Raw genomic sequence first — 25,046 nt, forward strand, 5'->3', positions numbered from 1 at the left:
AGCGATAGGAGCACAAATGAACAAACTGATCTGGGTTGTCGATTCGCCATTCTCACGCTCAATTAAGTGGTTAATGTTGCAAAGAGAAATGGATCATAGTGAGCACTTGCTCACTTGGGATACTCTGAAAAGTGACCGCTTGCTGCTTGAGCATAATCCTAAGTTACAAGTTCCCACGCTCATCACTAAAGAGGAAGTCCTTAGCGACTCGCTGCTGATTATACTGCGGTTGTTGGGACACGACTGGCACCGCACCACGGACGCCAAACTTTTTCGCCTGGGCGATTGCGACTTTGAAGCGACACTGATTTTTTTGTTTCGCGCGAACCTGCTGGAGCGCCAATTTGGCCCCAGCCAAGAAAGTGACTTCATGCGTGAGGCCGGCGTAACGAACTACCAAAAAAGCGTTGATGTACTGCTTGACCATTTGTTGGTTAACACAGGGAAGGTCGAAGTGAACGTGGGTTTAGTTTTGGTTTTCTCGATGATACTCATTGCACGTTTTATCGGCCAATCTGATGCTTTGCATGATTATCGCTTTGAGGAATTACTGCAGCTCAATGATGCGCTAACTGCTGATCCCTATTATCAACAGCTCACGCAAAATTACACTGGTCATAAGGGCCAGCAATGGCCGTTTTTTCTCGTCGCCTAACGCAAAGTCAGCTCCAACGCGCGACAGCGTTCACGAATACGGTCCGTTATCGTTGCGTACATTTGGTCCGGTAGCGGCGTTCGAAAACCACTTTCGATCACCTTTAATAGCTTACCCATGAGCTGTTTGAGTTGTTTCTCCACGAGTGCTTGCGGTAAGCCTATATTCACACCAAGCTGCACGAAGTCGCTTTGGGTATAAAAGCCAAACTGCTCGCAGGAGTCACTGAAATAACCCTCATCACCTTCTTCGGTTGCGAGAACACCAATCGACATAAAGCAAGCGCGATCAAAATTGGGATAGGGTGCGAGGCTAAGTACGTCATAGATGGGCGTTAAATTAACCATCGTTGCGTCTTGTCCGGAAGGTTTGCGCATCAAAGAAAAGTTCTTTAAGTGCAAATCATTGTTCGCAACAAGGTATGAAAAAACGACTTGTAAGAATAGGTTGAGCGTTACCGCTTTGCTGTTTCCTGAGGTCTCACTTAGCCTTTTTAAAACGGTTTCATAACTTAACGCATCGCTGTCCTTATGCTTTGGGTGCACCAAGCATAAAGAAGCGCCATCCTCGACAAAGTAACGCTCATCCTTGCTGAGAATATCGAAACGCTTCGTCACATAAGCGAGTTCCCCGTTTTCAAAGGGTACAAGGCCACATTCAGCCGTCTTCAGGCCAATCTTATTGGCTAAGCTCATGACAAAAAACTCGTTTTCAGGGCAATGCGGAACACCTTCGGGGGCGGGTTTGACAATGTATTGTCCGCCACGCGTCGTTGGCACCAGTTGTTGACCCTCAAGTTTCATCATCAGCTTTCGCTGCACACCTGATATGGAGTGTCCGTTGGCGTGGTCAACAGCGTAGTCATTGAATGAGCGTGACGTGCCAACAATGGTGACGCCTTTGTCTTTCAATGTGCTTGGTTTCGGTATTGGCAGTTGAACAAATCGCTGCCTTGGTAACGTTTCAACCTCACCCGCGACTACTGATACGGCACCAATGAGTTCTTCGCCATTGGCGCACAACAACCCAAATTCATCGCTTTTATCAAGTCGTGCCTTCTGTGCTTGGTGAGTTCTTAGCCAACCTTCTGAGAGTAAATTGGTAAAGAAAGGCGGTAAGGAATCAAACTCATACTGGGCCTTTGCGAGCGGAAGATGATGCCCAATTGGTGCGCCGCCCAGTAAGTATTCTGGTGCATACTCAAACGTATAAGACTCACGAGCAGATAAGTCCTGCGAGGCCCGATATTCGGTGAGTATGCCCGCCTTTACACCGTTGACGAAAACGGTCGCGATACGATTAACGTGCATCGGAGCGGCCAACATACAATTTATAGTTGCCAAATACAGCGATAATTGACTCAATGGTTGAGCACTTTGTTGAGCTTGGTGAATTAAATGCAGCGTAGAGTGTTGTCTTGCTTATCATCGCCAAGTCGCAAAAGGTGTCGATGGTAATATCGTTTTCTTTCACATACTGAGTCACACGATCCTTTAATTCAGACAGCGGAAATAACTCTTTATTTTCAAGCTCGGCTGCCTCGATTCGCTCGAGCTCTTGCAAAAGCCTGCGCGTCTGCTGTTTTAAATCTGTGATGTGACTTTTCATATACTTCACCAACTAAAGTTGTTTTTAATGAACTATGTTATAAATATCTACTATTTAGTTTAATATAGCAAACTTATATTGTATGAAGTACATTAAAGCGTATTTTTATGCGTGAATCTCTATTTTAGTCATTTAAATTGAACTATTATCCGAAAAATTGGCGGCTCAACCACTGTCTCAAGCTGCCATTGCGTGAGCTGACAGATTCGCTTCACTAAATGTAGTCCTTGCCCAAGACCTTGACTAGCAGGCCCTTTTACGCTGGTTTCAGTGACATTTTCTGGAGTTTGATCGCCTACTGGATTGGTCCAATGCAATGCGTGTTCCTTCAGCTCAATATGCAGCATCTGTTCGCTCGCATGCTCTATTGCGTTATTGATGAGGTTGGTCAGCATTAGCTGCAGCAGATTCTGGTTGGCATGAATACGATAGCTACCAGGTACATTGATAGTCAGCTCAAAATCGTCGCGACCTGATAATTTTCGATGCCTCACTACGCAGGCTTCCAGCTCAGCCAACAGGCCTAATGATTCAGTTTTTACCGATTCTTCGCGTGCTAGTGCGAGCAGCACTGTGGTGGTTTCTTCAATACGCGCAACCATTTCTCTCAGCTGCTTGCCCTGCTGTTCACTCAGCCCTTTCGCGTCATCAAGGCGCTCAACCAGAAACCTTAAAACGGTGGTTGGCGTGCGCAGCTCATGACTAATATCGCGGGTAAAATCGGCTTCACGTTGCAGTGCAGCCTGCAGTTTATCGACGCTGCTTTTTACCACCTCTGCGAGATAACCAATTTCGTTAGGTGGTAAATGCGCGGGCAGCATTATCGGCGTGGCGGTGTCGCTTGACGTTTTAAAGCTGTTGGACAAGCGCGTTAATGGTTGGGTGATGCTGCGCCCTAAATAGAAACTCAGTAACCACGCGGCGCCGAGGACGGTGGCAAAGATCAAGCCGATCCAGGGCACCAAGCGTGGTAAATAATCTCGCGACACTTCAAAGCCAGTCACGTCGGCGGCAAGAATCCATTCGTTGCCGCCTAATTGTAGGGCTTGCACATGCAGCGTCCCACCAGTTTCGGTCGGAAACTCAACGCGTTCAGGTGAGCGTACGTGCAGCTCTTGCACGCTCGCCGGCAACTCTTGCCAACTTGCGTAAACCGTCATAAACGGAAAGCGTGGCTGGGCAACCCGGTCCTCCTCGACATAAACTTGCTCAAGATAAGTCGCTTCGCTATTTACGAGTCGATTAAAGACATTGTCCTCAACCACATAGGCGTAGGCGATAAGCAAGCCCACCAAACAGACTGCAAGTATAAGCGCGAAGCTTACGACTGCGGTCTGTAAAGTACGATTGATACTCGTGCTTTTTCCGGTCACATTCACTTTGCTATTCACTCTCACTGGTTTGCAACCGAAAGCCCACCCCATGTAGGGTAGCGAGCATCGGCGTGGCGAAGGGCTTATCCAACGCTTGCCGCAAAGTATAAATATGCGAACGCAACACATCGCTATCAGGCATATCATCGCCCCAAACCTTGCTAATAACTTGCTGCCTACTTACCGCATTTGGATAGGCTCGGACCAACAACAGCAAAATCGCAAAATCCGTGCTGCTCAACTTGAGTAATTGCCCCTCACGTTGCGCCCACTGCTGCCGCTCATTGACTTCGAGTTCGCCTATTTTCACCGTTTGCGCTTGGTGTAATTGTTGCCGACGCGAAAGCGCCTGACAGCGCAGGTAGAGCTCTTGCAAATCAAACGGCTTGGTTAGATAGTCATCGGCACCCGCCGCGAAGCCGACAGACTTATCGGAAATACTGTCACGCGCAGTGAGCAACAGTACCGGCGGTATTGGGTCGCAGGTCAGCTTAATACTCTCGCAGACCTGAATTCCGGTCATGTCGGGCAACATCACATCCAAAATCACCACATCGTAATTTTGCTCTTGCGCTAATTGCAATCCATGCCGTCCGGTCGCGGCAAAGTCGACTTGCACGCCTTGCTCTTCAAGGTAGTCACAAACCTCAGTTGCTATAGCCAAGGTATCTTCGACTAGCAAGACCGTTAATGTGGTCATTGCATCAGCTCCTTTATTTTTGTCAGCGCTGTATCGCTGCCGCTTGCCATGTCGGGCTGTACCATTACATCAGGAACAACAGGCGTAACCTCAGTCGCGCCATTCGGGCGCACCAACAGTCGGGTGGCCACATACGCGCGCAGCTGCGAGTGCGGCAGGTTAAATAAATTCCCTTGTGCGGTTTGATTAGCATAGCCGCCAGTTGGCTCACCAACGAGTGTAGCCATTTCGTTGTCCTGCACTGTCGTTGCGAAAACAATGGCTGCTGAATAGGTTACCGGCCCAATCAGTACATAGACATTGCCGGTAAAGCGCCTTGCTTCGCTTTTGGGACTCACTTCATCAGTCCATGGCGTGCGAATCATGTCACCTGCACTCCCTTTATAGCCGAACCAGCCGCGATTGTCCTCGTTGAGTCGTTCGGTAACGTGCGACACTAGCTTGAAGGGTGCCTCGGCAAGGTAGCTTGCAAGCTCAGTCGCGGTATCGGTGTTACCGCCGGTGTTATCGCGAATATCGATGATCAGATGCTGAATGTTTTGCTGCTTGATAGTCGAAAAGTGATCAGCAATGTCATCAGCGAATTGCTCTGGATCGACATCGAATGAACCCACGCGCAAATAGGCCAGATTAGGTTCTCGGATTTGCAATTCTAAATCGGTGTTAGCAACTTGCCCGGTTTGCGACTGCCACTGTTGATCTCTGTTCACGTCAACCGAGTTTACTTGGGTTTCGTGTTGCACCACCAATTCGAAATCACCAATCATGCCGAACACTGCCCATAGAATATAGGGAAAGCGTGCTGCCACAAAAGCTTCTCGAAGGTGTTGCGTTTCACCGCCGACGAAGTGCTGACCTTGCGCTATGATTTGTTCAGCTGACACGCCATTTATCGAGATAATCCGGCTTCCAGATACAAGCGTTTTAGATTCATTATCAGCAACTAAATTATAATCTCGAGCCAGATACAAAGAACCATCTTGCTCCTTTACCGCAAAAGGAAATGGCTGGATTCCGGCGTCGACTGCTGCAGCGTATTCTTGATAAGGCCAAATTAAAAAACTGTGGCCATCATTAAACAAATGCGACAGTTGCCCGACATAACGAAAAAACTCGACACGAGTTAGTGGTTGATCGATTTGTTGCTTAAGTTTAAGCACACTCTGCTGTATCGCTTGCTGGTCAGCATAGCTGTCGAAATCAGGATGCCTTGCCTGAACACCAGCCACGAATGCTTCAATATCTTGATGAAGTTGTGAGACCGAGATTTTTCGGTCCATTAAGCTAGGGTCTTCTAGCTCCGGAAAAATATCCAAATGGGATTGCGCGCAGCCACCAAGCAGAAAAATTGTGAGAAATAGTATCGCTTTAAATGTGTTCATGATCGTCTCCTGTAGCTTGGTGCATAAGCTACACAAACGTATGTGAAGACTTTGTCGAGGCTGAACAAATTCTCTTCACATTCTCACGACAGCTTCCTAACTAAGATGCTCGAGAATCTTAATCAGGAGACATTCAATGAAAAATGTAATCTTATTTTTAACCGGAATAGCATTGATGCTGGGCAGTTGTTACCTCAGTAGTGCCATGGCACAAACCGCCAGCAAAGAATCTAGTGACAAGCGCGTACTTATGCTGATTTCGAGCAACGGAACTGAACAGGCGCCGGAACTCAGTTATGATCTAGAAGAGCTCGCCCAAGCTTATTTGGTGCTGCACGACAATGGTATTCGGATCGATATCATGACCCCCAAAGGTGGCGCGGTATTGGTGAAGAATAACAAAGACGACTTAGCGTATATTCAGCGATTCAAAAAGCTCGCTTTGAATCAACTCGAGAATACTCTAACGCCGACAGATGTAGACCTTAGCGATTACCATGCGGTCTTTATTATTGGTGGTTCAGGCGCCATGATTGATCTGCCTGCAGATGCCGCAACGCAAAAGCTACTCAGATCAGTGGTCAATAGCGATATGACTATTGCTGCGGTCTGTCACGGCCCGGCCGCGTTGGTGAATTTGCAAAACAACGACGGTAGTTGGTTTGTCGATGGCAAGCGCATGAATAGCTTCACGAATACCGAGGAACATGCATTTTCAGCAGAGCATATCGAGCATTTCCCGTTCTTGCTTGAAGATAAGCTAAAAGAACGCGGATCTATCTTCGTCAATAATGCACCGATGCTGCCCTATATTGCGGTAGACGGAAATTTAATCACCGCGCAAAACCCTGGTTCCGTCGCCAAAGCAGCTGAAGCCACAGTGTTAGCTCTTGACTTGCCACTGCAAGCGCGTCAACCATTCCATGACGAAGCAACAATGACGCTTATTTCTGCTGCTCGCGAGACGGGTTCTGCAACGCTCGACCTAGCACTCGCCCGCAATGTTGATAACTACGACATGAACTATCTGGCTCTGTACGGGTTTTACGCTTACCGCATAGCCGATGAACCGGACAAGCCTCGCGAACTTGTGCTAATGCAAACTATTCGCAAGTACTTCTCGCATCCGGAGTACGACACGCAACTCATTCTTAACTTGCTTGAGCAAGGTCAGCGTGAGCCCGCTCTCGAAATCTTCGAAGAGTTTAAAGCTAAGTTTGCAGGGCATGCGAATCTCGAAAAACTTGAAGCGCTTTTTTGATTTCGGTCTGCCTAGACTCGAATTGCGAAGTACGATCCTTGAAATACATATCAGCGGTGTTTACAGGTGGAATTCATTCCACCTGTAAACTCAGATTTTTCGAAATTCAGAAAGTTTTATATCGCGAGGCAGAGGTCAGAGGTTCGAATCCTCTCGGGTGCGCCATTTACCGCTACAACATAAAGCGCGCATACAGCGGGTTGTGATCAGACACCGTACTGGTATCAATTGCTGCTGCTTGCAGTAGCGACAGGCCACGGTAGAAGATAAAATCCAGCGGATGTTGCCGATAGGCTTTAATGTGCTGTGGGTCTGCCATGATGGCGCGCTTAAGGCCGATACTGCGGCAAAACTGCAGCAAGCGTAGACGGCGTTGACGGCTCCATACGTTGAAATCACCGGCCACAATCAGTGGCCCTCGGTGTGCTAATAACTCGTGTTTGATTAGCTCCATTTCTTGCGAAAACTGCTGGGTACCAACAAAGTTAATGGCGTGCACATTCACCACCAACAATGAACCGCCGGCTGCCAATGCGTGATGCGACAGCATATAGCTTTTATGAGTAGCGAACATGCCTTCGCGTTTTTTACTCAGCCGCGCATGCGCCTCGGTAAACAGATATTGGCTGGCGGTCAGCACGCCATAGGTAAAGCGCCGGGTTTGCATATTCGGTGCCACCGCATACGACCAATGCGGGTGTAGCCAATTTTCTTTGGCGCTCAGCTTAGTCTCTTGCAGCAATAAGAATAAACTCGGAAAGTCAGCTAAAACCCGCGCCAAAGTCCGCTGAAATTGCGGTGTCTCAGTAAGTTTCTGGGTATTCCAGCACAGCACGCCAAAGGCTTCACCTTGAACAATGGGGTGCTCGTGCCGGAACTGCTGAGGGATCACTACTTTGGGTTTGAGCACATTGCCACCTTGTTGAAAAATTAAGCCTTTACCTACGCTTTACATAACCAACGCGGAATAACTCGTCAGGTAAATCGTTATCCTGATGTCATTGTGACATAACAGGAGAAAGACCATGAATACGTTCATTAAACCTAGTGTTTTAGCCTTATCGTTAGCGTTTACTTCTACCTCTGTATGGGCTGACATTGGTTCAGCATCGATCAATGCCTCAGTAACTGGCTCAGCCACGGCTTCGTCTGAACAGTCGGTGCGGGCCGACAGCCAAGACGACCAACAACTGAGCGCCCAAGGTGAAGCCAATGCTTCAGTGCAAGCACAAGCCGCTGCCGATGTTGAAGGCGACGTTGAAGGTGATGGCAGCGATGAGATGGAACAACCCATCGAGCAAGATAACCCTCAACCCGTTGCCCCAGCTCCGCTATTAGATGGCTCAGAGGTATCTGAACTTGAACTATCTGAACTTGAGCTACCAGAACTTGAGCTACCCGATACGGCACTGGCTACTGATGCCTTGGCATCAGCGACCGCAACCACCGCCGTTGCGTTAGATGGCGTCAACGCTGCTATCAACAATAACGTTGATGCGGTTGTTGAATCAACGGTTAATACTGCATCCACTGTAGCGGTGCAAGAACTCGTTGGTGAAACCGTTCAAGGCACCGTCAATACCGTCGTGGAATCAACCATTGATGCCACAATTCGCAATACCATTCGCGGTGGCCTAGGCATCTAACTCGCTCTTGAATCAGGCAGCCGACCACGTTGTCGGCTGCCACTTATCTGCGGAGGTTTTTATGAATCGCCAACTTATTGTTACCGCCACCAGCTCACTACTAACCCTGTTGGGAGCACACACTCTCGTTCACGCCAATGAACCGAATATTGACTGGAACGCTCAGGCCCAACTGGGTTATCAATACGATAGCAATGTGAACATTCGCGAACTTGACCAAAATACCGAACGGGCTGACCAAGCGTTCGTCAGCGAAGCGCAAATCGGTGTGCAATGGCGCCCATGGCAAGCACTCGAAGTCAAAGCGGGTGTTCACCACAGCAACTATGCTTATCAACAATTCGATGAGTTTGACCTAGCCATTACCACGATTAACAGTGACATTAGTTACGACTTAGACTGGGTTAAATTAGGGGTAAGTCGTCACCATGCTAAGGCTAAACTGGCCGCTGAAGACTTTCTTCGCTACCAACAAGATAGCTTTTATCTATCGCGGATTTGGGGGCAACAATGGTTCACCCGACTCGCTTACGACGCCATTGATAAGCGCTTTGCTAACCTGAGTGAGCGGGATGCTACCGCAGACGCCGTCAGCGCAGATATTTATTGGTTTACTGAGTCAGCCAAGAGCTTCATCACCGCGGGCTACAGCTACCACGACGAACGCGCTACTAACCCGCAATTTGACTATACCGGAACCAGCGTGCGTGTGCGTTGGCAGACTCAGGCGCCGCTGTGGGGGCGCGAGCATACCTGGCAGCTGGGTTGGCAGTTAGAACAGCGCGACTATCTTCAATCGATGCCGGATGAAACTTTCGCGCGCACCGAGCAACGTCATACAGTGTCAGCCAAGTGGCAGATCCCGCTGAATGATTCATTTCAACTCATACCGCAGCTGGACTATGTCGACAATCAATCAAACTTTGCTGATGCCGACTATCAAGAAACCACGGCCAGCCTCAATCTAAAAGTGCAGTTTTAGCTGGCAGCAGGCCATGGCCAAAGACTCGGTCATGGCCTGGCTGCCCAACATCCTCGGCAATGCCTTCAAGAAATTCACGTACGTCGGCCAGCGTGGCTTGCGGTTGTTCGGTTAACCAGCAGGCGGCAACTGCTGCGACCACAGGAGCCGCCATTGAGGTTCCACTTTCAACACCAATTTTGCCATCCCGCCTTGCCGTCACTACCCGCACACCGAGGCTGGTGAAATCAATGTGATCACCCTGATTAGCCCATCGATAAATGGCACCATGACCATCACTGGCCGACACCGCGATGACCTCTGGATAAGCCGCTGGGAATAACGCGGGAGCCGCGGGGCCCTGATTTCCAGCCGCCGCTACTAACACTATGTCTTGGCTCGCCAGGTGGCTAACCGCAGTAGCCAAAAGCGGACTATGCGGCCCGGTCAATGACATATTAATGACCTTCAAATCGTGTTCGGCTAGCCAATTCAACGCCTCAAGCAGCGATATCAGGGCAGCTCCCTGTTGCAGCGCATCATGACGATGAAAGATGGCACCGTTATAAACGGTGGCGTTAGGAATTAAGCTCGTGAAACCATCATCACGACCAACCATCAACCCGGCTACTGCGGTACCGTGCGCTTTAGGCTGTTGCAGTCTGCTATCAATAAATGAACGTTGCACAATAGGTTGATGTGCAAAGGCGCCATGCTCAGTCATGATCTGAGTGTCAACCATGCCAATCTTTAGTCTGCTCGCGCAGGCTTGGTTTTGTTCCAGCACTGGCCCGTTGCCATCCGCTGGCGCGGTTTGGCTTTGATAAACGAAATGCCTGCTTAAACTAGCGTGCCCACTGTCCGGCAGATAGTATTTCAGTTGGGCGGCCGAGTCGAGATGCTGTGGCACCCGAAAACGAATCACACGCAAACCAAGTGATCCCAATTGCTTATCACTGACCAAGTCAGCACCAAGGGCGATAAGCGCTGCGTACACCTCAGCGTTCGCTGCAATTAACCATTCTTGGGCAATCACAATATCATCGTTAGCCTGTGTTACCTCCGTCAGTAATGCGTTACCGACATTGTCCCGCAACGTTCTCACGGCACTATCTGTGAGCAATTCCACCACCTGAATTGGGGTTGCCAAACGCTGTTCCAATTCTTCGTTATGCCGCCTTTGATCGCGAATCAAACGCTCGGTTTGCCGACCAATTTGCTCAGTCGTTTTAATCACCTCCGGCAACAACGGTGGTAACGCTTGGGCGCCCGCTAGAGGCACCATAAAAATCGCTATGACCTGGCTGACCGCCAAGGCTATGCCAAGCATCTTTTGCCGTTTTAATTGAGCATCGTTCATCATGTCCCCCAAGGTGCTTTGGTGATTTTAGTCAAAGGATAACGTGCCGGCAGCAAAAAAATTCCCGAATAGTTGGAATAAGTGGTTCACTTAAACGTTATCACCATAGCATAGTGACAATATGCAATGACTGTGAGGCGAAGCAATGAACACCACACCACAATTAAAACAACAGCTCCGTGAACTGCTGCCAGCGCTAAGACGATTTGCCATATCGTTGTGCGGAAGCGCCGCCGATGCCGATGATTTGGTGCAATCGACACTAGAGCGCTTGCTCAGCCGAGGAGTGCCCGAGCAAGCCGAGTTAATGGCTTGGGCATTTACGGTTTGTCGCAATCTCTGGCTAGACGAACATCGAGCGCGGCAAGTACGAGAAAAAGCCGCATTACAACCGGAATTACAAGAAGCCACCTGCGCTGACGGTGAAGCTCAACTCAGCGAACAGCGGGAATTACGCCAAGTCGACGTGGCACTCAATCAATTACCAGCAGAGCAACGCACTATTATTGCTTTAATTGCGGTACAAGGACTGAGCTATCGTGAAGTGGCAGACATACTGGGGGTTCCCACCGGAACCATTATGAGCCGCCTGGCGCGAGCTCGTGTCAAGTTAGCGGAAGTGATGGGGCTAACCACGAGTAGCCCGAATGCACACCAATTAGGAGCCTCGTCATGACTATTGATGCCGAAAAATTATCTGCATTTCTCGACAACGAGCTCGATGCTGAACAAACCAAACACGTCCGCCAATTACTGGAGCATGATGAGCAAGCGGCGGCGTTGTTAGCAGCCATGGTGATGGTGGATGAGCGCATTTACCAACATGTCGAGCAGCAACAGCAAATTCCGATGGCCGATAGCATTCATCAATTGTTGGCAGAACACCAGCCGGCACAGGTTATTGTTGGACCATGGCAGAAAGCACGCCAACTGGCGCAACGTCACCTTGCTATGGCGGCTAGTTTAACCATGGTCGTTGGCCTTGCCGGTGGCTTAGGCTTGGCGCAGATGGCAAACCCCAATAATGATCGACGCATAGCTCAAGCCGTTGAACAGGTCTTAGAAACGCAACCCAGTGGGCAATCGTACCCGCTTGGATCAACGTTAACCATGACACCGAAACTACTGTTTAAGCATCATAACGGCCAGTACTGCCGTCACTATGAACTGGAGAATCAGCAACAACAGAGTATAACCACCGCTATTCAATGCCGTGATAACGGCACTTGGCAGACCGTCGCGTCAGCAACACGCTTTCAGGTGATGGTCAATGAGGGGTATCAAACCGCGTCGAGCGACCAAATGCTTGACCCGGTTTTAGATTCAATAATGGCCTCTGCGCCTTTTACTGAAGCAACAGAAAACGCTGTTATTAACGCCCAATGGGGTGCCAACGCAGCCAAGGAGGAATCACTATGAAAATCATCCAACTGATGTCTGTAAGTATTATAACTATGCTGTTGATGGCTTGTAGTTCGCAACCCGAGTATCGAGCCGCACAGGGCTCTGGCTATGGCTATCAAGCGACTAAGCTCAGTGCTACGCAGCTACGCGTCAGCTTTAAAGCGCGCGGCTCCGATGCTGAAAAAGCCATGGACTATGCGCTATTACGGGCCGCTGAAGTGACGCTAGAGCAAGGCTACGACTGGTTCATCATCACCCATCGCGAGACCCTGTTGAATAATGAGCGGCTCACCACGCGCGCTGGTTTAGGATATAGCAACTCGCGCGATGTGGTGACGCGGTGCGGCTTAGTGTCTTGCACAACCGCCTCATATCCGAGCCAAGAATTTAGCGCCGGTATCCACATTGGCGGCGACCGCTCGGGCGATATCCAAAGTATTATTGAGATAAAACTCGGCCAGGGTATTCGCCCAGATACCGATGCCAGCTTTGATGCCATTGAAGTCATTCGACATCTCAGCCCAAGCGCACAAAGCGAATAAATGCTCTCTATTGATGCGCTAGGTTTAACAACCTAGCGCATGTTATCGACACTGTTCAATGTCCAGTCATAATCCACAAAGCGTAATCGCGTGGTGATTGGCAATTGCGATAATTGCTCATCGGTTAAGATCCGGGCATAAGGCTGAAAATACTGCAACAAGCCAAGCCGACCGCCGGTTTCAAAGTCGTCGTTATACCAGTCAAAAATCTTCGACAGATACAACCCATCGGCGTCGAAGCCGTGATAATCCCGATCACTTAAAAAAGTCACCAGTTGGTCTTCGAGTTGTGACTGTAACACGTCAGCCTGATAGGCTTCTGTACGCAATTTAGGGCAGCTTAAGGCGGCACACACGAGCGCGGCATGAATACGCGGCTCGGTGAAATCGACGCGAATTTTCTCGTGCTCTAGCCAATCTAAACTGCGTTGTTGCCCCAGTAATACAAAGAACTCTTGCTGCCACGGTGAGCTAAACAGCCCACCCAAATCACGAATGGAATCAGCCTCACCGGAGGCGAATTGATCATAGTTTTGCACAATGAATTGCAAGGTGAAGGCGTTATACGCATTGATTAAAAACGCGAGCTGTTGAGCATCGGTCCATTCGTCATAGTGGCCGCTTGAAACCGCCGATAAGCTAGTTAGGTAGCGCTGCAATTGCGTGCTATCAGCCGCTAAGGCGGCATAATCCACCGCTGATTTGCGCTGCTCATCATAGCTAACCACATGCTTCTGCAGCAGTTCTGTGAACTGCTTATGCTGGTGGTCAAAGGCATCTGCCAGGGCCGTGTTAGCGACCAGCAGTAGCGCAAGAATGACATAACGCATACGCCTTAAACCGACAACTTGGTATCGTACTGACGCAACATAAATAATGCGATACACGCCGCCAACATAGGCCATGCCGCGAAGAATAAGAGGTTGTTAAAGGCATCGAGGTAAAGCGGGAACGATGATAATGTTGAAACACCGTGCAACACCAAAATTAGGCCATAGGTGAAGGTTTTCCAGGCACCCGCTAAAAATGCTAAACACAGTGCAATCTGCAAGCCACCTAAGACATTAGCCAAGGTACTCGATAGGTCGCTGATCCCGTAAAAACCTGCAAAAACAGCAGCCGCATGAGCGGGGTTGATGATTTTGTCCAGCGCCCAAATAAACATAACAATGAAAATACCGATACGCAGTCCCAGTAAAGCCCAAGCCAATTTTCGTTCAAGAATACTCGTCATGATGGTTGCTCTTACTGTGGATAATACATAAGTGTTAGTGATACATGGGTATAGCTGCTGATGGGCATTTGTGCAAGCTACGCGTAATGCGCTGCGGCCACATCAGGGTGTGAACGCAAACGACCTTTGAGGACGTTCTCGCCCACTTGCCGAAACAGCGGGTTGGCAGGGTCACTCGCAGGGCCACGGGCTAACTGTTGTAGATGCTCTGGTAGCGCCAACAAGGGTACCTCCGCCGACAACTGCGCGGCCATGAAAAACGCGCACGACAGCCGCTCACTCGCTTCAGCGGGGCTCACTACGCGGTGTGTGGTGGCGCGCAAGTAGCCATTAGAAGCCAGTTCCAGCAATTCACCAATATTCACTACAAAGGCGCCATCGAGCGGTGCCACCGCAAGCCAACCATCGTCGGTGGCGACTTCCAGCCCCGATTGCGTGTCTTGCAACACCAAGGTCAAATAGCCTGGGTCTTTGTGGGCACCTACGCCTTGGGTCTGTTCGGTGCTGGTACGTTGCGGATAGCGAATTAATTTGGTGTGCGTATACGGGCCACCGGCCACAGTGTCGGCAAAGGCGTCGGCCGGTTGCTGCAAGGCCAAGGCAAAAGCTTCGAGCAAGTGCAGGCTGATATCACTGAGCTGTTGCTGCCATGCCAACAGCTCAGAACGCAACTGGGGTAATGCGTGTGGCCACTGGTTAGGCCCGATCATGGCTTGCCACGGAGCGGTTTGCTCGGCACCAGCTATGGCTTGCTGCTCAGCCATGTAATCAAACTGCTCACGCAGATCAGGGGCGCCGCCAGTGCGCTCCTGTTGCACACCGGTGTAGCCGCGAAAATGCGCTGAATTAACCATGGCAATGGCGTGTTTATCTGCATGTGGCAAGGCAAAGAACTGTTTGGCGAGAGCCAGAACATGTTGTTGCTGCGCGCGCTCAACGCCATGTTCAGTGAGATAGAAAAAGCCGATATCGCGCGCTGCCTGGCCCAACTGCGCAATGAATTGCTGCCGTGCAGCGCCACCTGCGTGCCACTGCGACAAAGCCAAAACCGGTAATGACGATGGTACTGATGTGTGACCCATAACCAAGCATGCTCATGACAATAAGGGTCATCATAATAATCCCCGCGTTCATAACTCGTTAGGATTCTATTTTGATTTGATATAGCGTTTAGCTATAACCAGATGGCTAAATGGCCATAATCACCCTAACGCGAATTACTCCGTGGTGGCCGGGGCCCTGCGCCGGCAGGTTTCGGCTTGGGTTTGGGGCGGCGGCTGCGGTGGCCCTCTGGGGCTAAGCCGCTAGAGTGCTCAATGGATTTCATCAGCTCCGCCAGTTCAGCGTCAGTGAGGTTGCGCCATTGCCCGACTTGTAGCTTGCCGAGGCGCACATTCATGATGCGAGTTCGCTCCAACTTGCGCACCTCATAGCCAAAGTATTCGCACATGCGGCGAATTTGCCGGTTTAAGCCTTCAATCAGCGTCAGCCGAAAGCTAGTGGCGGTTAACGCCACCACTTTACATTTTTTGGTGCGGGTACCGAGAATCGGCACGCCAGCGCCCATACCTTGAATAAATTCGCTAGTGATGGGCTTATTAACGGTCACCACGTACTCTTTTTCGTGCTGATTGCCGGCGCGCAGGATCTTGTTGACCAAATCACCGTTGCTGGTCAAAAAAATTAGCCCTTGGGAGTCTTTGTCGAGCCGTCCAATCGGGAAAATGCGCTGCTTGTGGCCCACAAAATTGGTGATGTTATCGCGTTCAGCAGGATCGGTGGTAGACACCACCCCGACCGGCTTATTGAGAGCAATAAAGACGAAGGACTGCTTATCTTGGGCGCCGACTAAACGACCATTTACCCGCACTTCATCGCCGCTGCCGACTTTATCACCGACCACCGCTTTGCGGCCATTCAGCGTGACCTGGCCTTGCTCAATGAATTTGTCGGCTTCGCGCCGCGAGCACATGCCGCTTTCACTAATAAATTTGTTGAGCCGCACGGCTTCACGTTCTTGCATACTGCCTCAAATCTATGGGGATGGTGATAAACCGTTAGCATAGCATTAACTGCCCCGTCGGCGTTACCCGGGTAGGGCTACTATCAGCAATACCGCCCAATATACGGCTAGGCCCATTTGTATTGCAAAGGCGCTAAATCGCAGCGTGACCGCCGGGCTACTCGTAGAGCACAAATGTATCAGCGATTGACTAATGCGAGCTAGGAGAAATATAAGCGCCGTTGGGTCAGTGAGCACCTGCTGGTTGAGCAATATCGCAATCAGCAGCAGCCCGCCAAAGACCAGCAAACAAAGCCCAAAAGAGCCATTAAGGTTGATTAACTGTTTTACTATAGCCCCAAGCTACCCAATCGCAAGTCAGTGCACTCATAAAATAACCTTGCAAAAACGAACAACCGTTCTATATTAATTACATACCAATTTCGTTGCGAGTTGCTATGCCTAAGTTATCTGACCAAGCTACCGAACAGCGCCAGCGTCATATTCTGAATGCGGCGATGCGCTGCTTTAGTCACCTCGGTTATCACGCCACCACCATGCGCCATATTTTGGCTGAAGCGCAGCTCAGTGCCGGTGCGGTGTATAACTATTACCCCAGTAAAGAGGCGATTTTGCAGGCCATTGCTGAGCGCGACCTGCAGCGCAGTCAGCAGGCGATCGAGCAACTGGCGCAGCATAGCAACAACGCCATTGACGCTTTGGTGGGTATTTTGCTGGCGGATTTAAAGCGAATTGAATTGCTCGGCCAGGCAAAAATGAAAGTGTGTATTGCTGCTGAGCAAGCTACTAACGGTGATCTGCAAGCGGCTCTGGCGCCACTGCAACAAGCGCAAATTGCAGCCGTGGATCAGTTACTCAAACAGCCAAGGGCAACCGCACCAAGCCAGGTGCTATTTATGCTGTACTTCGGTGCGGTACAGGCGCTGGCCATTGGCCAAACCATTGATTACCAAGTGCTGCAACAACAACTGCTGCAACTACTAAACGGCTGAGGCTTACAGCGGCAAATGCCCAGTTTTCACGTAGATAATGGTTTCTTGTTCTACCCGCGGGGTATGCAAACTGGCATGCGGGCTGCGCAACCAAGTACCGGCTGGATAGCGGCCATGCTCATCAATGAACTCGCCACTTAACACCAAAATTTCCTCACCACCAAAGTGCCGATGCGGTTTAAACACCTCGCCCGCTGGCCACTTCACCAAGGCCACATGTTCGCCACCGAAATCATGTAATGGCATCACTTGCAGACCACCGTAGCCCTGCAGCCACTCAGTTTGAGAGGTGTTAATACGCACCGTGGTTAAATCGTCCGCGGCAAATTGGTGCAATTTCACAAACAGCACACAGCCTGGCTCACTAAATGGCGCATGAGACGTGCCCGGCGGATTACGCAAATAGCTGCCGGCAGGATAATCGCCCGAGTCATCCGAAAACACCCCCTCGAGCACAAAAATTTCCTCACCCAAGGGGTGTTGGTGGGTGTTAAAACGTGAGCCTGGCTCATAACGCACAATACTAGTGGCGCGGCCACGCTCGGCCTCTTCGCGCTCGAGCAATTTGCGCAACACGCCCGGCGACGGGCTCGGCTGCCATTCAGCGCTAGCGGTTTCAATCACCACCCGCTGGGCAAAGTCCATATTCAGCATAATGGCATACTCCTCCACAAAAACTGCTGTCAGTTACCCGTGGGTAACGGTTTAGGCCATCTGTTACGCCGCGCACGCCAATCTGGTTTACTCTTTACTTTTGCTCGCCACTCAGTAACGATGAATTCATCATTCAAGGAGGCGTCCGTGCACTATTTATCCGCAAGCGACATTGCCGCTGCCATTGCGCGCAATGAACTGACCTCGGTAGCCGCTACCGAGCATTATTTGGCGCGTATTGAGCAGTATAATCCGCAGTTCAATGCGTACGTGCAAGTCTACGCCGAGCAGGCGCTGCAACAAGCCCAGCAACGTGACCAACAAGGCGAGCAGCGCGGGTCGTTGCATGGTGTACCGATCTCGATTAAGGAATGCTATTTACTGGAAGGTACCGGCACCAGCTTAAATTACCCACCGCTGAAGAACTATGTCGGCCAAACTACATCGCCGCTAGTACAGCGTTTGCTTGACGCCGGAGCGGTGATTTTAGGCAAGACCAACGTGCCGCAATTGCTGGCTGATAGCCAAACCTTCGGGCCGCTGTATCCCACCGCTAATAATCCGTTTGACCCGAAGCGTACACCCGGTGGCAGCACCGGCGGTGGTGCGGCAGCGTTAGCGGCAGGCTTAACCAGCTTGGAATTAGGCAGTGATATTGGCGGGTCGATCCGAAATCCATCCAGCTATTGTGGCCTGTTTGGCCTCAAGCCCACCGAGAATGGCCATGCCCATGATGGCCATGTGCCGCCGTTGCCGGAACATCGGCTGGGTATGAGCGTGATGAATTGTACCGGTCCACTCGCGCGCAGTGCTGACGATTTAGCGCTGGCGTATCAGGTGCTTTATCAACCTGCGGCGCCCACCCAACCGCTGCCCACCTTGAAGAATCTGCGAGTGGGTTTACTGTCGAGTTTTCATGGCTTACACCCAGGCCAAGCCGTGCAGCAAGGCCTCAACCGCATGCAACAGCTGCTTGAACGCGCTGGTGCCAGCGTTACCCCGGTGCAGCTCGAGCACTACTTAGCCCAACGCATCATGGCCAATTGGGCTGAACTATTCGGCTATTCGATTGCGCAGAACCTCAGCTGGCCGATTCGCCAACTGTTCTATTGGAAATTCCGCCCAGCCCTGCGCGACAGCTCGTTGCAGGTCATTGCGCCGCTCAAGCGCGGCTTAAGCATGAACTTTAAACACTACAGCCGTGTGTTATTCGAACGGGCGGAACTTATCAGCGAAGTACAACGCAGCTATCAGCAGGTTGATGTGGTGATGAGCGCAACGTCCATGGGGCCGGCGTTTGAGCATAATCATCACCATGGGCGTATCCAATTAGATGGAGAGGCCATCCCTTACATGGATTACTGCTTCCCCTATGTGGCGCTTTATAACCTCACCGGACAACCAGTACTTACGGTTCCCAGTGGCCTCAGTGAGCAAGGTTTACCGGTTGGCATTTCGTTTGCTGGCCGTCATCATAACGAGGCGTTATTGCTTCATCTTGCGCAATTGCTCAGTGAGCATGGCGTACAATTCACCGCACCGGAGTTATCATGAGCTTACAGTTACAGGTCATTATTTGTAGCACTCGCCCGGGCCGCGTGGGCCCGACTGTGGCGGGTTGGTTTCAGCAACAAGCCGCACAGCATGGCGGCTTTAGCAGCCAACTAATCGATTTGGCAGATTACAATTTACCGCTCTACAACGAGCCCAAGCACCCTATGGCGCAACAATACGAACATGCCGCCACCAAACAATGGTCCGCCAGCGTTGCTAAAGCCGACGCATACGTTTTCGTGCTCCCTGAATACAATTTCTTCCCGCCACCGTCGTTCGTCAACGCGGTTGATTTGCTCTTCAAAGAGTGGAATTACAAGCCTTGCTCGTTTGTCAGCTATGGCGGCGCCTCGGGCGGCTTGCGCTCAGTGCAAGTAGCGAAACAGCTGGTCACCACGGTCAAAATGATGCCAATTCCAGAACAGGTGATGGTGCAAGGCGTAGCGAACTTGGTCAAAGACGGCTCATTTCAGGCCCAAGACCCGCATCTGCAATCGGCCAAAACAGCACTCGATGAATTGCACAAATGGGCCACTGCGTTAAAAAGTATACGAGACTAATATCCATTAATTTGTATTTTAGATTTTTCTAAAATACGTGTTATGCTATAGCCCATATGCTATTACGGGGGTTATCTGATGTCACATTGGTCACGAATTACACTACTGAGTGCGAGTCTACTTATCACTGCCAGCGTATCTGCACAGCAGTGGCTCACCGTGGAACAAACGCTGCAGCCGCAGTGGTTAGAGCTACCCAGCCGGGTTGAAGCGGTGGCACACGCCACGGTGTCGGCGCAAACTTCAGGTCGCATTGTTGAGTTGCCGTTTGATGTCAACGATGTGGTGCCGCAAGGCGCGGTGATTGTGCGCTTTACTGATGTAGAGCAACGCGCGCGCTTTAATCAAGCTGAGGCGGCGCTCACCGAGGCCCAAACGCGTGGTGATGAAGCCCGCAAGGAACTTGCCCGAATCACTGAGTTACGTGACCAAGGTTTGGTCGCGGTATCCGCTTTTGATAATGCTAAAGCTAACTTTGATGGCGCCGTTGCCCGTATCAAACAGGCCCAAGCTGCGCTCGCCGCGGCCGCCGAGCAACTTGAGCAAACCGTGGTTCGCGCACCTTATGCCGGCATCCTGCAACAGCGTTTTGTTGAAGTGGGTGAGCTGGCCAGCCCCGGTACCCCGCTGCTACGCGGCTTAAGCTTAGAAGACCTGCGCATGGTCAGCCAGCTGCCGCAATCGCACTTAATGGCCGTCAAAGACAGTTCTGCGGTGGCGTTACGCTTAGCTGATAATCGCATTGTGACGCTCGGCGCCGCGGATATTACCGTGGCTCCAGAAGCCAATAGTGCCAATCACAGCTTTCAGATGCGGGTGCAATTACCGCCAGCCGATTACAGCCAATACGCTCTCTACCCAGGCAGTTGGGCGCGCTTGCGGATACAAATCGGTGAACAACCGCAGTTAATTATTCCACAGCAAACAGTGCTGTGGCGCGGCGAAGTCAGCAGTGTGTGGCTACAACAGGGCGACAACGTGGTACTACAACCGGTTCGTGTGATCCCGCATAACGCCGACAGCTATCAGGTACTATCAGGCTTAACCGCAGGGCAACGCATTGCCAGCAATGGTCTTGCCCAGTTACAAAGCGTAAAGGGCCACAGCAATGACTGAACAACAGCAACCGTTAGGTCTGTCAGGTCGTCTGGCTGACCTGTTCAAGCAAAATCAAATCACGCCGCTACTTGCTTTGGTGGGATTCTTACTGGGGCTGTTCGCAGTGTTGGTAACGCCACGCGAAGAAGAGCCGCAAATTGAAGTCACTTTTGCCAATGTGTTTATTCCTTACCAAGGCGCATCGGCGGCTATGGTGGAACGCCAAGTGGCTATTCCCGCTGAAAAAATTGTCGCCGAAATTGCCGGTATTGAGCATATTTATTCCATTTCTGAGCCAGGTATGGCGCTGTTAACGGTGCAATTCACTGTTGGTGAAGACCGCACCGAGGCGCTGGTGCGGCTGTACAACGCTTTTTATGCCAATGCTGACTGGCAACCACAGGATGCTGGTATCGGTCCGGTGTTGATCAAACCTAAAGGCATTGATGATGTGCCGGTATTTGCGCTGACCTTATGGAGTCGCAATCCTGATCGCAGCTCGGCCGACCTACTCGCTGCCGCCAAGGGGCTTGAGGAGCAGCTGCAACGGACCAACGGTAGTCGTGATATTTACACCCTGGGCGGCTCACAGCCACGGGTGCTAGTGCGGTTTGATAGCGCGCGGCTGCACACCTATGGTTTAGATCTCGGCAGCATTCAGCAAGCGCTGTTGCTAAGCAATCAAGTACAACAGAGCAGCGGATTACTGCAAGCCGACCGCGAAATACAGCTGCACACCGGTGTATGGCTGCGCTCCGCTGAACAGGTGGGAGAACTGATTGTTGCGGTGCGCCAGCAAGATGGTAGCGCTATGCCGGTATATTTGCGCGATGTCGCCACCGTGAGTTTCGCCAGCGGCGAACCACAACACTACGTGCAACACTGGCAGCGCGACGCTAACGGCAGCCTATTACAGAGTCCGGCAGTCACGCTGTATGTGGCGAAACAGCCTGACACCAACGCGGTAGAGGTCACGCAAGCCCTGCAGGCACAACTCGCGCAATTACAACAGCAGTATATCGCTGACGATATTGAGCTGACGGTGAGTCGCAACTACGGCGAAACCGCCGAAGATAAAGCCAATACACTGATTCAAAAGCTGGTGTTTGCGACCATTTCGGTGGTGGTGCTGGTTGGCTTCGCGCTGGGCTGGCGCGAAGCCTTTGTGGTTGGTATGGCGGTGGTGATTACCCTAGCGCTGACCCTATTCGCCTCGTGGGCCTATGGCTTTACCTTAAACCGCGTGTCACTGTTTGCGTTAATTTTCTCTATCGGTATTTTGGTTGATGACGCGATTGTGGTGGTTGAAAACCTGCATCGGCATATGCTGATGGGCAAAAAATCACTGCTGGAAGCGATACCGCATGCGGTGGAAGAAGTTGGTGCCCCCACTATTCTGGCCACCTTTACGGTGATAGCCGCGCTGCTACCCATGGCCTTTGTCAGCGGTTTAATGGGCCCCTACATGAGCCCTATTCCGCTCAATGCCAGTATGGGTATGCTGATTTCACTATTAGTCGCATTTATCTTCACGCCCTGGTTGTTTTATCGGGTGTTTATCAACCACCAAAGCCATAGCGATGCAACTGCAGATGATGACAACGGCGGCCGCGCGGAAACGCTATTCCGCCGGCTAATGAGCCCTTTTTTAGCGGCTGCAGCGGGTCGCGGTAATCGTATTAAATTACTCGTCAGCTTGCTGGTCTTAATTGCCGGTTCAGTGCTGTTGGTGGTGAATCAGAACGTGGTGCTGAAAATGCTGCCGTTCGACAATAAATCTGAGTTTCAGGTGGTGGTCGATTTACCAGAGGGCTCAACCTTGGAGCAAACCCAAGCGGTACTTAACCAAATCAGTACCATCATGCTGGCTGAGCCCGAGGTCACCCATGTGCAGACCTACGCCGGTACCGCGGCACCAATCAATTTTAATGGTTTAGTGCGGCAGTATTATTTGCGCCAATACCCATGGCAAGGCGATGTGCAGGTCAATCTAGCGCACCGCCTTGACCGTGAACAGCAAAGTCATGCTATCGCGTTGCGGGTGCGCCCGGCGTTACAGGCTCTTGAACAACAAACCGGCTATAGCATTAAGCTAGTTGAAGTGCCGCCTGGTCCACCGGTGCTGGCACCGCTCGTTGCTGAAGTGTATGGCCCAGACTACGCTCAACAATTAGCTGCAGCCGAGCAATTTAAAGCGGTGTTTGCCGGCGCCGAGCAAGTGGTTGACATCGACTCCACTATTGAAGCACCACAAGCGCTTTGGCAACTGCGTGTGGACCAACAAAAAGCGGCTGAGTACGGCGTCTCTGTGGCGGCCATCAATCAGGCTATTGCGATTGCTATCGATGGCCAGAATGGTGGTTATTTGCGTGAACCAACCAGCTATCAACTGATCCCCATTGAGCTCAAGCTGCAAAGCGCTGATAGCGCCAATTGGCAAGCCTTGGGGCAATTACCGGTAATGAGCCAAGCTGGTGAACTGATTGCCCTATCGGAGCTGACCTACCGCGTTGATGGGGTGCGTGAAAACGCTATTCACCGCAAAGACCTGCGCCCGGTGGTATATGTCACTGCTGACCTAGCTGGCGGGGTCGATAGCCCGTTATACGGCATGATCGACATTCATGCGCAATTAGCGCAACAAGGGGTCACGCAGAATTTGATTGCAGCGCCTAATAACACCGATGAAATCAGTGTGAAGTGGGATGGCGAATGGCAAATTACTTACGAGACCTTCCGCGATATGGGCCTGGCTTATGGCGTTGGCTTGATCATGATTTACTTGCTGGTGGTGGCGCAATTCCATTCCTATGGCGTGCCGCTCATCATTATGGCGCCGATACCACTCACCCTGATCGGCATCATGCCTGGCCATTGGTTGCTTGGTGCTCAATTCACTGCAACTTCAATGATTGGCATGATTGCCCTTGCCGGTATTATCGTGCGTAACTCAATACTGTTGGTGGACTATATTCAGCAGCAAACGGCGCTTGGAGTGAAACTAGAAACCGCAGTGATCCATGCCTCGGCGGTGCGCGCGCGGCCTATCATTTTGACCGCATTAGCAGCGATGATGGGGGGCTTCTTTATTCTTGATGACCCGATTTTTGGCGGCTTAGCGGTATCACTGATCTTCGGTATTTTGGTGTCGACCTTACTGACCTTAGTGGTGATACCGGTGGTGTATTACGCCTATAACTATCGTAAGTACGTGAGCTAAACGCTCACGTACTGATCGTAATGCGCCAGCAATAAGCTTTGCGCACGTTGTAAGGGTTCAGCGTGCGCAATAATTTGGTCTTTGTGCGCTGCCAGCAAGCGAATCATCACTTCGTTATCTTCATCACCTTGCCACATTTTCACATAGGTGCCCTGCTTATAGCCGCGCAATTGGCGCACATTGTTCAAAGCGTTCTTACCGATATAGGTTAAATATACGCTATCGGCATCGCCATAGGCATCAATCAGCATTTGCATCAGCACCGCAAAAAACTTATCTCCGCAGCGTAGTGGGTGCTTACTATCACCATCTTCTGCCAGAGCCGATACCAGCTCCTTGGCATCTTCAATCAATAGCTCTTCAGCCGCACCTTGTAGAATCAAATCCCCCACCGCTTGCGCTGGCTCTTGCCCTGCTGCACACGCATGCTCAATGGCATCGGACATGGCAAAATGCAGAATATCAATCAGCTCCATATTGGCCTGCGCCCAGTCAGCCGTCTGCTTTTTCCACCACTTGTAGCCGGTGTGATCAAAGTACTCGCCCAATTCAACCAAAATGGCTTTCACATCATCACGTTTTACTTTGGGTGCTTGCGGGTAGTCTGGGTCAATCACCTGGTTAAAGGCAATTTGCATTGCCACCAACTGCTGGGCTTGTTGTGGGGTCATGGAGAGTCCTTAAATTACGCTATATTTAGCATGCTGCTGAGAGTTTTTACCTTACCACGAAAGGCATGAAAACACCTACGCCAATATGACAAATGGTATACTTGTCCTTGCCTCTCAATATGCCTATTGTAGTCACCTAACGCATGAC

Annotated in this window: 25 protein-coding genes; 12 read left to right on the forward strand and 13 right to left on the reverse strand. The window is 51.0% G+C overall.

Annotated features, from left to right (window positions below; all coding sequences use genetic code 11):
* Positions 1 to 16: 16 nt before the first annotated feature.
* Positions 17 to 655, forward strand: a complete 639-nt coding sequence (locus EFO84_RS06480; RefSeq protein WP_164742393.1) for a glutathione S-transferase N-terminal domain-containing protein — start codon at positions 17 to 19, stop codon at positions 653 to 655.
* Here the strand turns inward: EFO84_RS06480 and EFO84_RS06485 are convergent.
* The 5 genes from EFO84_RS06485 to EFO84_RS06505 all read right to left on the reverse strand — a co-directional run bounded on the left by EFO84_RS06485 (position 652) and on the right by EFO84_RS06505 (position 5,718).
* Positions 652 to 1,965: a type II toxin-antitoxin system HipA family toxin gene (locus tag EFO84_RS06485; RefSeq protein ID WP_127347234.1), complete on the reverse strand. Its 1,314-nt coding sequence runs from the start codon at positions 1,963 to 1,965 to the stop codon at positions 652 to 654. The two genes, EFO84_RS06480 and EFO84_RS06485, sit on opposite strands and share 4 nt — an antisense overlap.
* Entirely contained in the window at positions 1,955 to 2,263 is a 309-nt protein-coding gene (locus EFO84_RS06490) for a hypothetical protein (RefSeq protein ID WP_127347235.1), read from the reverse strand. The genes EFO84_RS06485 and EFO84_RS06490 overlap by 11 nt, the downstream gene beginning before the upstream one ends.
* Before the next feature lie 128 nt (positions 2,264 to 2,391).
* Positions 2,392 to 3,636, reverse strand: coding sequence for a sensor histidine kinase (locus EFO84_RS06495; protein WP_205701953.1), 1,245 nt, complete (start codon positions 3,634 to 3,636; stop codon positions 2,392 to 2,394).
* Positions 3,637 to 3,646: 10 nt separating this feature from the next.
* Positions 3,647 to 4,336 (reverse strand): response regulator transcription factor, encoded by a 690-nt coding sequence (locus EFO84_RS06500; protein WP_127347237.1) that lies wholly within the window; start codon positions 4,334 to 4,336, stop codon positions 3,647 to 3,649.
* Positions 4,333 to 5,718, reverse strand: coding sequence for a S41 family peptidase (locus tag EFO84_RS06505; RefSeq protein WP_127347238.1), 1,386 nt, complete (start codon positions 5,716 to 5,718; stop codon positions 4,333 to 4,335). The genes EFO84_RS06500 and EFO84_RS06505 overlap by 4 nt, the downstream gene beginning before the upstream one ends.
* Positions 5,719 to 5,854: 136 nt before the next feature.
* On the opposite strand from EFO84_RS06505, the gene EFO84_RS06510 reads away from it, so the two are divergent.
* The gene (locus tag EFO84_RS06510; protein WP_127347239.1) at positions 5,855 to 6,979 is read left to right on the forward strand and encodes a type 1 glutamine amidotransferase domain-containing protein; all 1,125 of its coding nucleotides are present in this window, start codon (positions 5,855 to 5,857) and stop codon (positions 6,977 to 6,979) included.
* Between the two features lie 172 nt (positions 6,980 to 7,151).
* On the opposite strand, the gene EFO84_RS06515 is transcribed toward EFO84_RS06510, so the two are convergent.
* Complete coding sequence (locus EFO84_RS06515) at positions 7,152 to 7,889, reverse strand: endonuclease/exonuclease/phosphatase family protein (protein ID WP_127347240.1); 738 nt, start codon at positions 7,887 to 7,889, stop codon at positions 7,152 to 7,154.
* Between the two features lie 115 nt (positions 7,890 to 8,004).
* On the opposite strand from EFO84_RS06515, the gene EFO84_RS06520 reads away from it, so the two are divergent.
* Complete coding sequence (locus EFO84_RS06520; RefSeq protein WP_127347241.1) at positions 8,005 to 8,625, forward strand: hypothetical protein; 621 nt, start codon at positions 8,005 to 8,007, stop codon at positions 8,623 to 8,625.
* A 61-nt stretch (positions 8,626 to 8,686) separates the two neighbouring features.
* A complete protein-coding gene (locus EFO84_RS06525) occupies positions 8,687 to 9,607 on the forward strand; it encodes a surface lipoprotein assembly modifier (RefSeq protein WP_127347242.1) in 921 nt (306 codons plus the stop codon).
* On the opposite strand, the gene EFO84_RS06530 is transcribed toward EFO84_RS06525, so the two are convergent.
* Positions 9,585 to 10,949, reverse strand: coding sequence for a S8 family serine peptidase (locus EFO84_RS06530; RefSeq protein WP_127347243.1), 1,365 nt, complete (start codon positions 10,947 to 10,949; stop codon positions 9,585 to 9,587). The genes EFO84_RS06525 and EFO84_RS06530 overlap by 23 nt on opposite strands.
* Positions 10,950 to 11,091: 142 nt before the next feature.
* Between EFO84_RS06530 and EFO84_RS06535 the strand changes: the two genes are divergently transcribed.
* Genes EFO84_RS06535 through EFO84_RS06545 form a run of 3 tightly spaced genes read left to right on the forward strand, consistent with a single transcriptional unit; the run spans position 11,092 to position 12,892 of the window.
* On the forward strand, positions 11,092 to 11,622 hold the full coding sequence (locus tag EFO84_RS06535; RefSeq protein WP_127347244.1) for an RNA polymerase sigma factor: 531 nt from the start codon (positions 11,092 to 11,094) through the stop codon (positions 11,620 to 11,622).
* The gene (locus EFO84_RS06540; RefSeq protein WP_127347245.1) at positions 11,619 to 12,365 is read left to right on the forward strand and encodes an RT0821/Lpp0805 family surface protein; all 747 of its coding nucleotides are present in this window, start codon (positions 11,619 to 11,621) and stop codon (positions 12,363 to 12,365) included. Before EFO84_RS06535 ends, EFO84_RS06540 begins: the two co-directional genes overlap by 4 nt.
* Positions 12,362 to 12,892, forward strand: a complete 531-nt coding sequence (locus EFO84_RS06545) for a CC0125/CC1285 family lipoprotein (RefSeq protein ID WP_127347246.1) — start codon at positions 12,362 to 12,364, stop codon at positions 12,890 to 12,892. Before EFO84_RS06540 ends, EFO84_RS06545 begins: the two co-directional genes overlap by 4 nt.
* Before the next feature lie 32 nt (positions 12,893 to 12,924).
* Here the strand turns inward: EFO84_RS06545 and EFO84_RS06550 are convergent, their stop codons facing one another.
* The 4 genes from EFO84_RS06550 to rluF form a co-directional block, all read right to left on the reverse strand.
* Positions 12,925 to 13,722: a DUF547 domain-containing protein gene (locus tag EFO84_RS06550; protein WP_127347247.1), complete on the reverse strand. Its 798-nt coding sequence runs from the start codon at positions 13,720 to 13,722 to the stop codon at positions 12,925 to 12,927.
* 5 nt (positions 13,723 to 13,727) lie between these two features.
* Positions 13,728 to 14,126: a hypothetical protein gene (locus EFO84_RS06555; protein WP_127347248.1), complete on the reverse strand. Its 399-nt coding sequence runs from the start codon at positions 14,124 to 14,126 to the stop codon at positions 13,728 to 13,730.
* Positions 14,127 to 14,203: 77 nt separating this feature from the next.
* Positions 14,204 to 15,208, reverse strand: coding sequence for an isopenicillin N synthase family dioxygenase (locus EFO84_RS06560; RefSeq protein WP_127347249.1), 1,005 nt, complete (start codon positions 15,206 to 15,208; stop codon positions 14,204 to 14,206).
* A gap of 125 nt (positions 15,209 to 15,333) precedes the next feature.
* Positions 15,334 to 16,149: a 23S rRNA pseudouridine(2604) synthase RluF gene (gene rluF, locus EFO84_RS06565; RefSeq protein WP_127347250.1), complete on the reverse strand. Its 816-nt coding sequence runs from the start codon at positions 16,147 to 16,149 to the stop codon at positions 15,334 to 15,336.
* Between the two features lie 437 nt (positions 16,150 to 16,586).
* Between rluF and EFO84_RS06575 the strand changes: the two genes are divergently transcribed.
* Positions 16,587 to 17,141, forward strand: coding sequence for a TetR/AcrR family transcriptional regulator (locus EFO84_RS06575; RefSeq protein WP_127347251.1), 555 nt, complete (start codon positions 16,587 to 16,589; stop codon positions 17,139 to 17,141).
* A 3-nt stretch (positions 17,142 to 17,144) separates the two neighbouring features.
* On the opposite strand, the gene EFO84_RS06580 is transcribed toward EFO84_RS06575, so the two are convergent.
* Positions 17,145 to 17,795 carry a cupin domain-containing protein gene (locus tag EFO84_RS06580; protein ID WP_127347252.1) on the reverse strand — a complete coding sequence of 217 codons (651 nt, stop codon included), beginning with the start codon at positions 17,793 to 17,795 and terminating at the stop codon, positions 17,145 to 17,147.
* Positions 17,796 to 17,942: 147 nt separating this feature from the next.
* On the opposite strand from EFO84_RS06580, the gene EFO84_RS06585 reads away from it, so the two are divergent.
* The 4 genes from EFO84_RS06585 to EFO84_RS06600 all read left to right on the forward strand — a co-directional run bounded on the left by EFO84_RS06585 (position 17,943) and on the right by EFO84_RS06600 (position 24,227).
* Positions 17,943 to 19,349 carry an amidase gene (locus EFO84_RS06585; RefSeq protein ID WP_164742394.1) on the forward strand — a complete coding sequence of 469 codons (1,407 nt, stop codon included), beginning with the start codon at positions 17,943 to 17,945 and terminating at the stop codon, positions 19,347 to 19,349.
* Entirely contained in the window at positions 19,346 to 19,909 is a 564-nt protein-coding gene (locus tag EFO84_RS06590; protein ID WP_127347254.1) for an NADPH-dependent FMN reductase, read from the forward strand. The genes EFO84_RS06585 and EFO84_RS06590 overlap by 4 nt, the downstream gene beginning before the upstream one ends.
* 78 nt (positions 19,910 to 19,987) lie before the next feature.
* Positions 19,988 to 21,025 carry an efflux RND transporter periplasmic adaptor subunit gene (locus tag EFO84_RS06595; protein WP_127347255.1) on the forward strand — a complete coding sequence of 346 codons (1,038 nt, stop codon included), beginning with the start codon at positions 19,988 to 19,990 and terminating at the stop codon, positions 21,023 to 21,025.
* Positions 21,018 to 24,227 carry an efflux RND transporter permease subunit gene (locus tag EFO84_RS06600; RefSeq protein WP_127347256.1) on the forward strand — a complete coding sequence of 1,070 codons (3,210 nt, stop codon included), beginning with the start codon at positions 21,018 to 21,020 and terminating at the stop codon, positions 24,225 to 24,227. The genes EFO84_RS06595 and EFO84_RS06600 overlap by 8 nt, the downstream gene beginning before the upstream one ends.
* Here the strand turns inward: EFO84_RS06600 and EFO84_RS06605 are convergent.
* Positions 24,224 to 24,898, reverse strand: a complete 675-nt coding sequence (locus EFO84_RS06605; RefSeq protein ID WP_127347257.1) for a dUTP diphosphatase — start codon at positions 24,896 to 24,898, stop codon at positions 24,224 to 24,226. The genes EFO84_RS06600 and EFO84_RS06605 overlap by 4 nt on opposite strands.
* Between the last annotated feature and the right edge of the window lie 148 nt (positions 24,899 to 25,046).

The organism is Pseudidiomarina mangrovi, from assembly GCF_003999375.1.
GTDB lineage: Bacteria > Pseudomonadota > Gammaproteobacteria > Enterobacterales > Alteromonadaceae > Pseudidiomarina > Pseudidiomarina mangrovi.

Bases quoted from the DNA above. Each gene is read 5' to 3' on its own strand.
- EFO84_RS06480 (WP_164742393.1), top strand. From the start codon at position 17: ATGAACAAACTGATCTGGGTTGTCGATTCGCCATTCTCACGCTCAATT.
- EFO84_RS06485 (WP_127347234.1), bottom strand. From the start codon at position 1,965: ATGCACGTTAATCGTATCGCGACCGTTTTCGTCAACGGTGTAAAGGCG.
- EFO84_RS06490 (WP_127347235.1), bottom strand. From the start codon at position 2,263: ATGAAAAGTCACATCACAGATTTAAAACAGCAGACGCGCAGGCTTTTG.
- EFO84_RS06500 (WP_127347237.1), bottom strand. From the start codon at position 4,336: ATGACCACATTAACGGTCTTGCTAGTCGAAGATACCTTGGCTATAGCA.
- EFO84_RS06505 (WP_127347238.1), bottom strand. From the start codon at position 5,718: ATGAACACATTTAAAGCGATACTATTTCTCACAATTTTTCTGCTTGGT.
- EFO84_RS06510 (WP_127347239.1), top strand. From the start codon at position 5,855: ATGAAAAATGTAATCTTATTTTTAACCGGAATAGCATTGATGCTGGGC.
- EFO84_RS06520 (WP_127347241.1), top strand. From the start codon at position 8,005: ATGAATACGTTCATTAAACCTAGTGTTTTAGCCTTATCGTTAGCGTTT.
- EFO84_RS06525 (WP_127347242.1), top strand. From the start codon at position 8,687: ATGAATCGCCAACTTATTGTTACCGCCACCAGCTCACTACTAACCCTG.
- EFO84_RS06530 (WP_127347243.1), bottom strand. From the start codon at position 10,949: ATGATGAACGATGCTCAATTAAAACGGCAAAAGATGCTTGGCATAGCC.
- EFO84_RS06535 (WP_127347244.1), top strand. From the start codon at position 11,092: ATGAACACCACACCACAATTAAAACAACAGCTCCGTGAACTGCTGCCA.
- EFO84_RS06540 (WP_127347245.1), top strand. From the start codon at position 11,619: ATGACTATTGATGCCGAAAAATTATCTGCATTTCTCGACAACGAGCTC.
- EFO84_RS06545 (WP_127347246.1), top strand. From the start codon at position 12,362: ATGAAAATCATCCAACTGATGTCTGTAAGTATTATAACTATGCTGTTG.
- EFO84_RS06550 (WP_127347247.1), bottom strand. From the start codon at position 13,722: ATGCGTTATGTCATTCTTGCGCTACTGCTGGTCGCTAACACGGCCCTG.
- EFO84_RS06555 (WP_127347248.1), bottom strand. From the start codon at position 14,126: ATGACGAGTATTCTTGAACGAAAATTGGCTTGGGCTTTACTGGGACTG.
- EFO84_RS06560 (WP_127347249.1), bottom strand. From the start codon at position 15,208: ATGGGTCACACATCAGTACCATCGTCATTACCGGTTTTGGCTTTGTCG.
- rluF (WP_127347250.1), bottom strand. From the start codon at position 16,149: ATGCAAGAACGTGAAGCCGTGCGGCTCAACAAATTTATTAGTGAAAGC.
- EFO84_RS06575 (WP_127347251.1), top strand. From the start codon at position 16,587: ATGCCTAAGTTATCTGACCAAGCTACCGAACAGCGCCAGCGTCATATT.
- EFO84_RS06580 (WP_127347252.1), bottom strand. From the start codon at position 17,795: ATGCTGAATATGGACTTTGCCCAGCGGGTGGTGATTGAAACCGCTAGC.
- EFO84_RS06590 (WP_127347254.1), top strand. From the start codon at position 19,346: ATGAGCTTACAGTTACAGGTCATTATTTGTAGCACTCGCCCGGGCCGC.
- EFO84_RS06595 (WP_127347255.1), top strand. From the start codon at position 19,988: ATGTCACATTGGTCACGAATTACACTACTGAGTGCGAGTCTACTTATC.
- EFO84_RS06600 (WP_127347256.1), top strand. From the start codon at position 21,018: ATGACTGAACAACAGCAACCGTTAGGTCTGTCAGGTCGTCTGGCTGAC.
- EFO84_RS06605 (WP_127347257.1), bottom strand. From the start codon at position 24,898: ATGACCCCACAACAAGCCCAGCAGTTGGTGGCAATGCAAATTGCCTTT.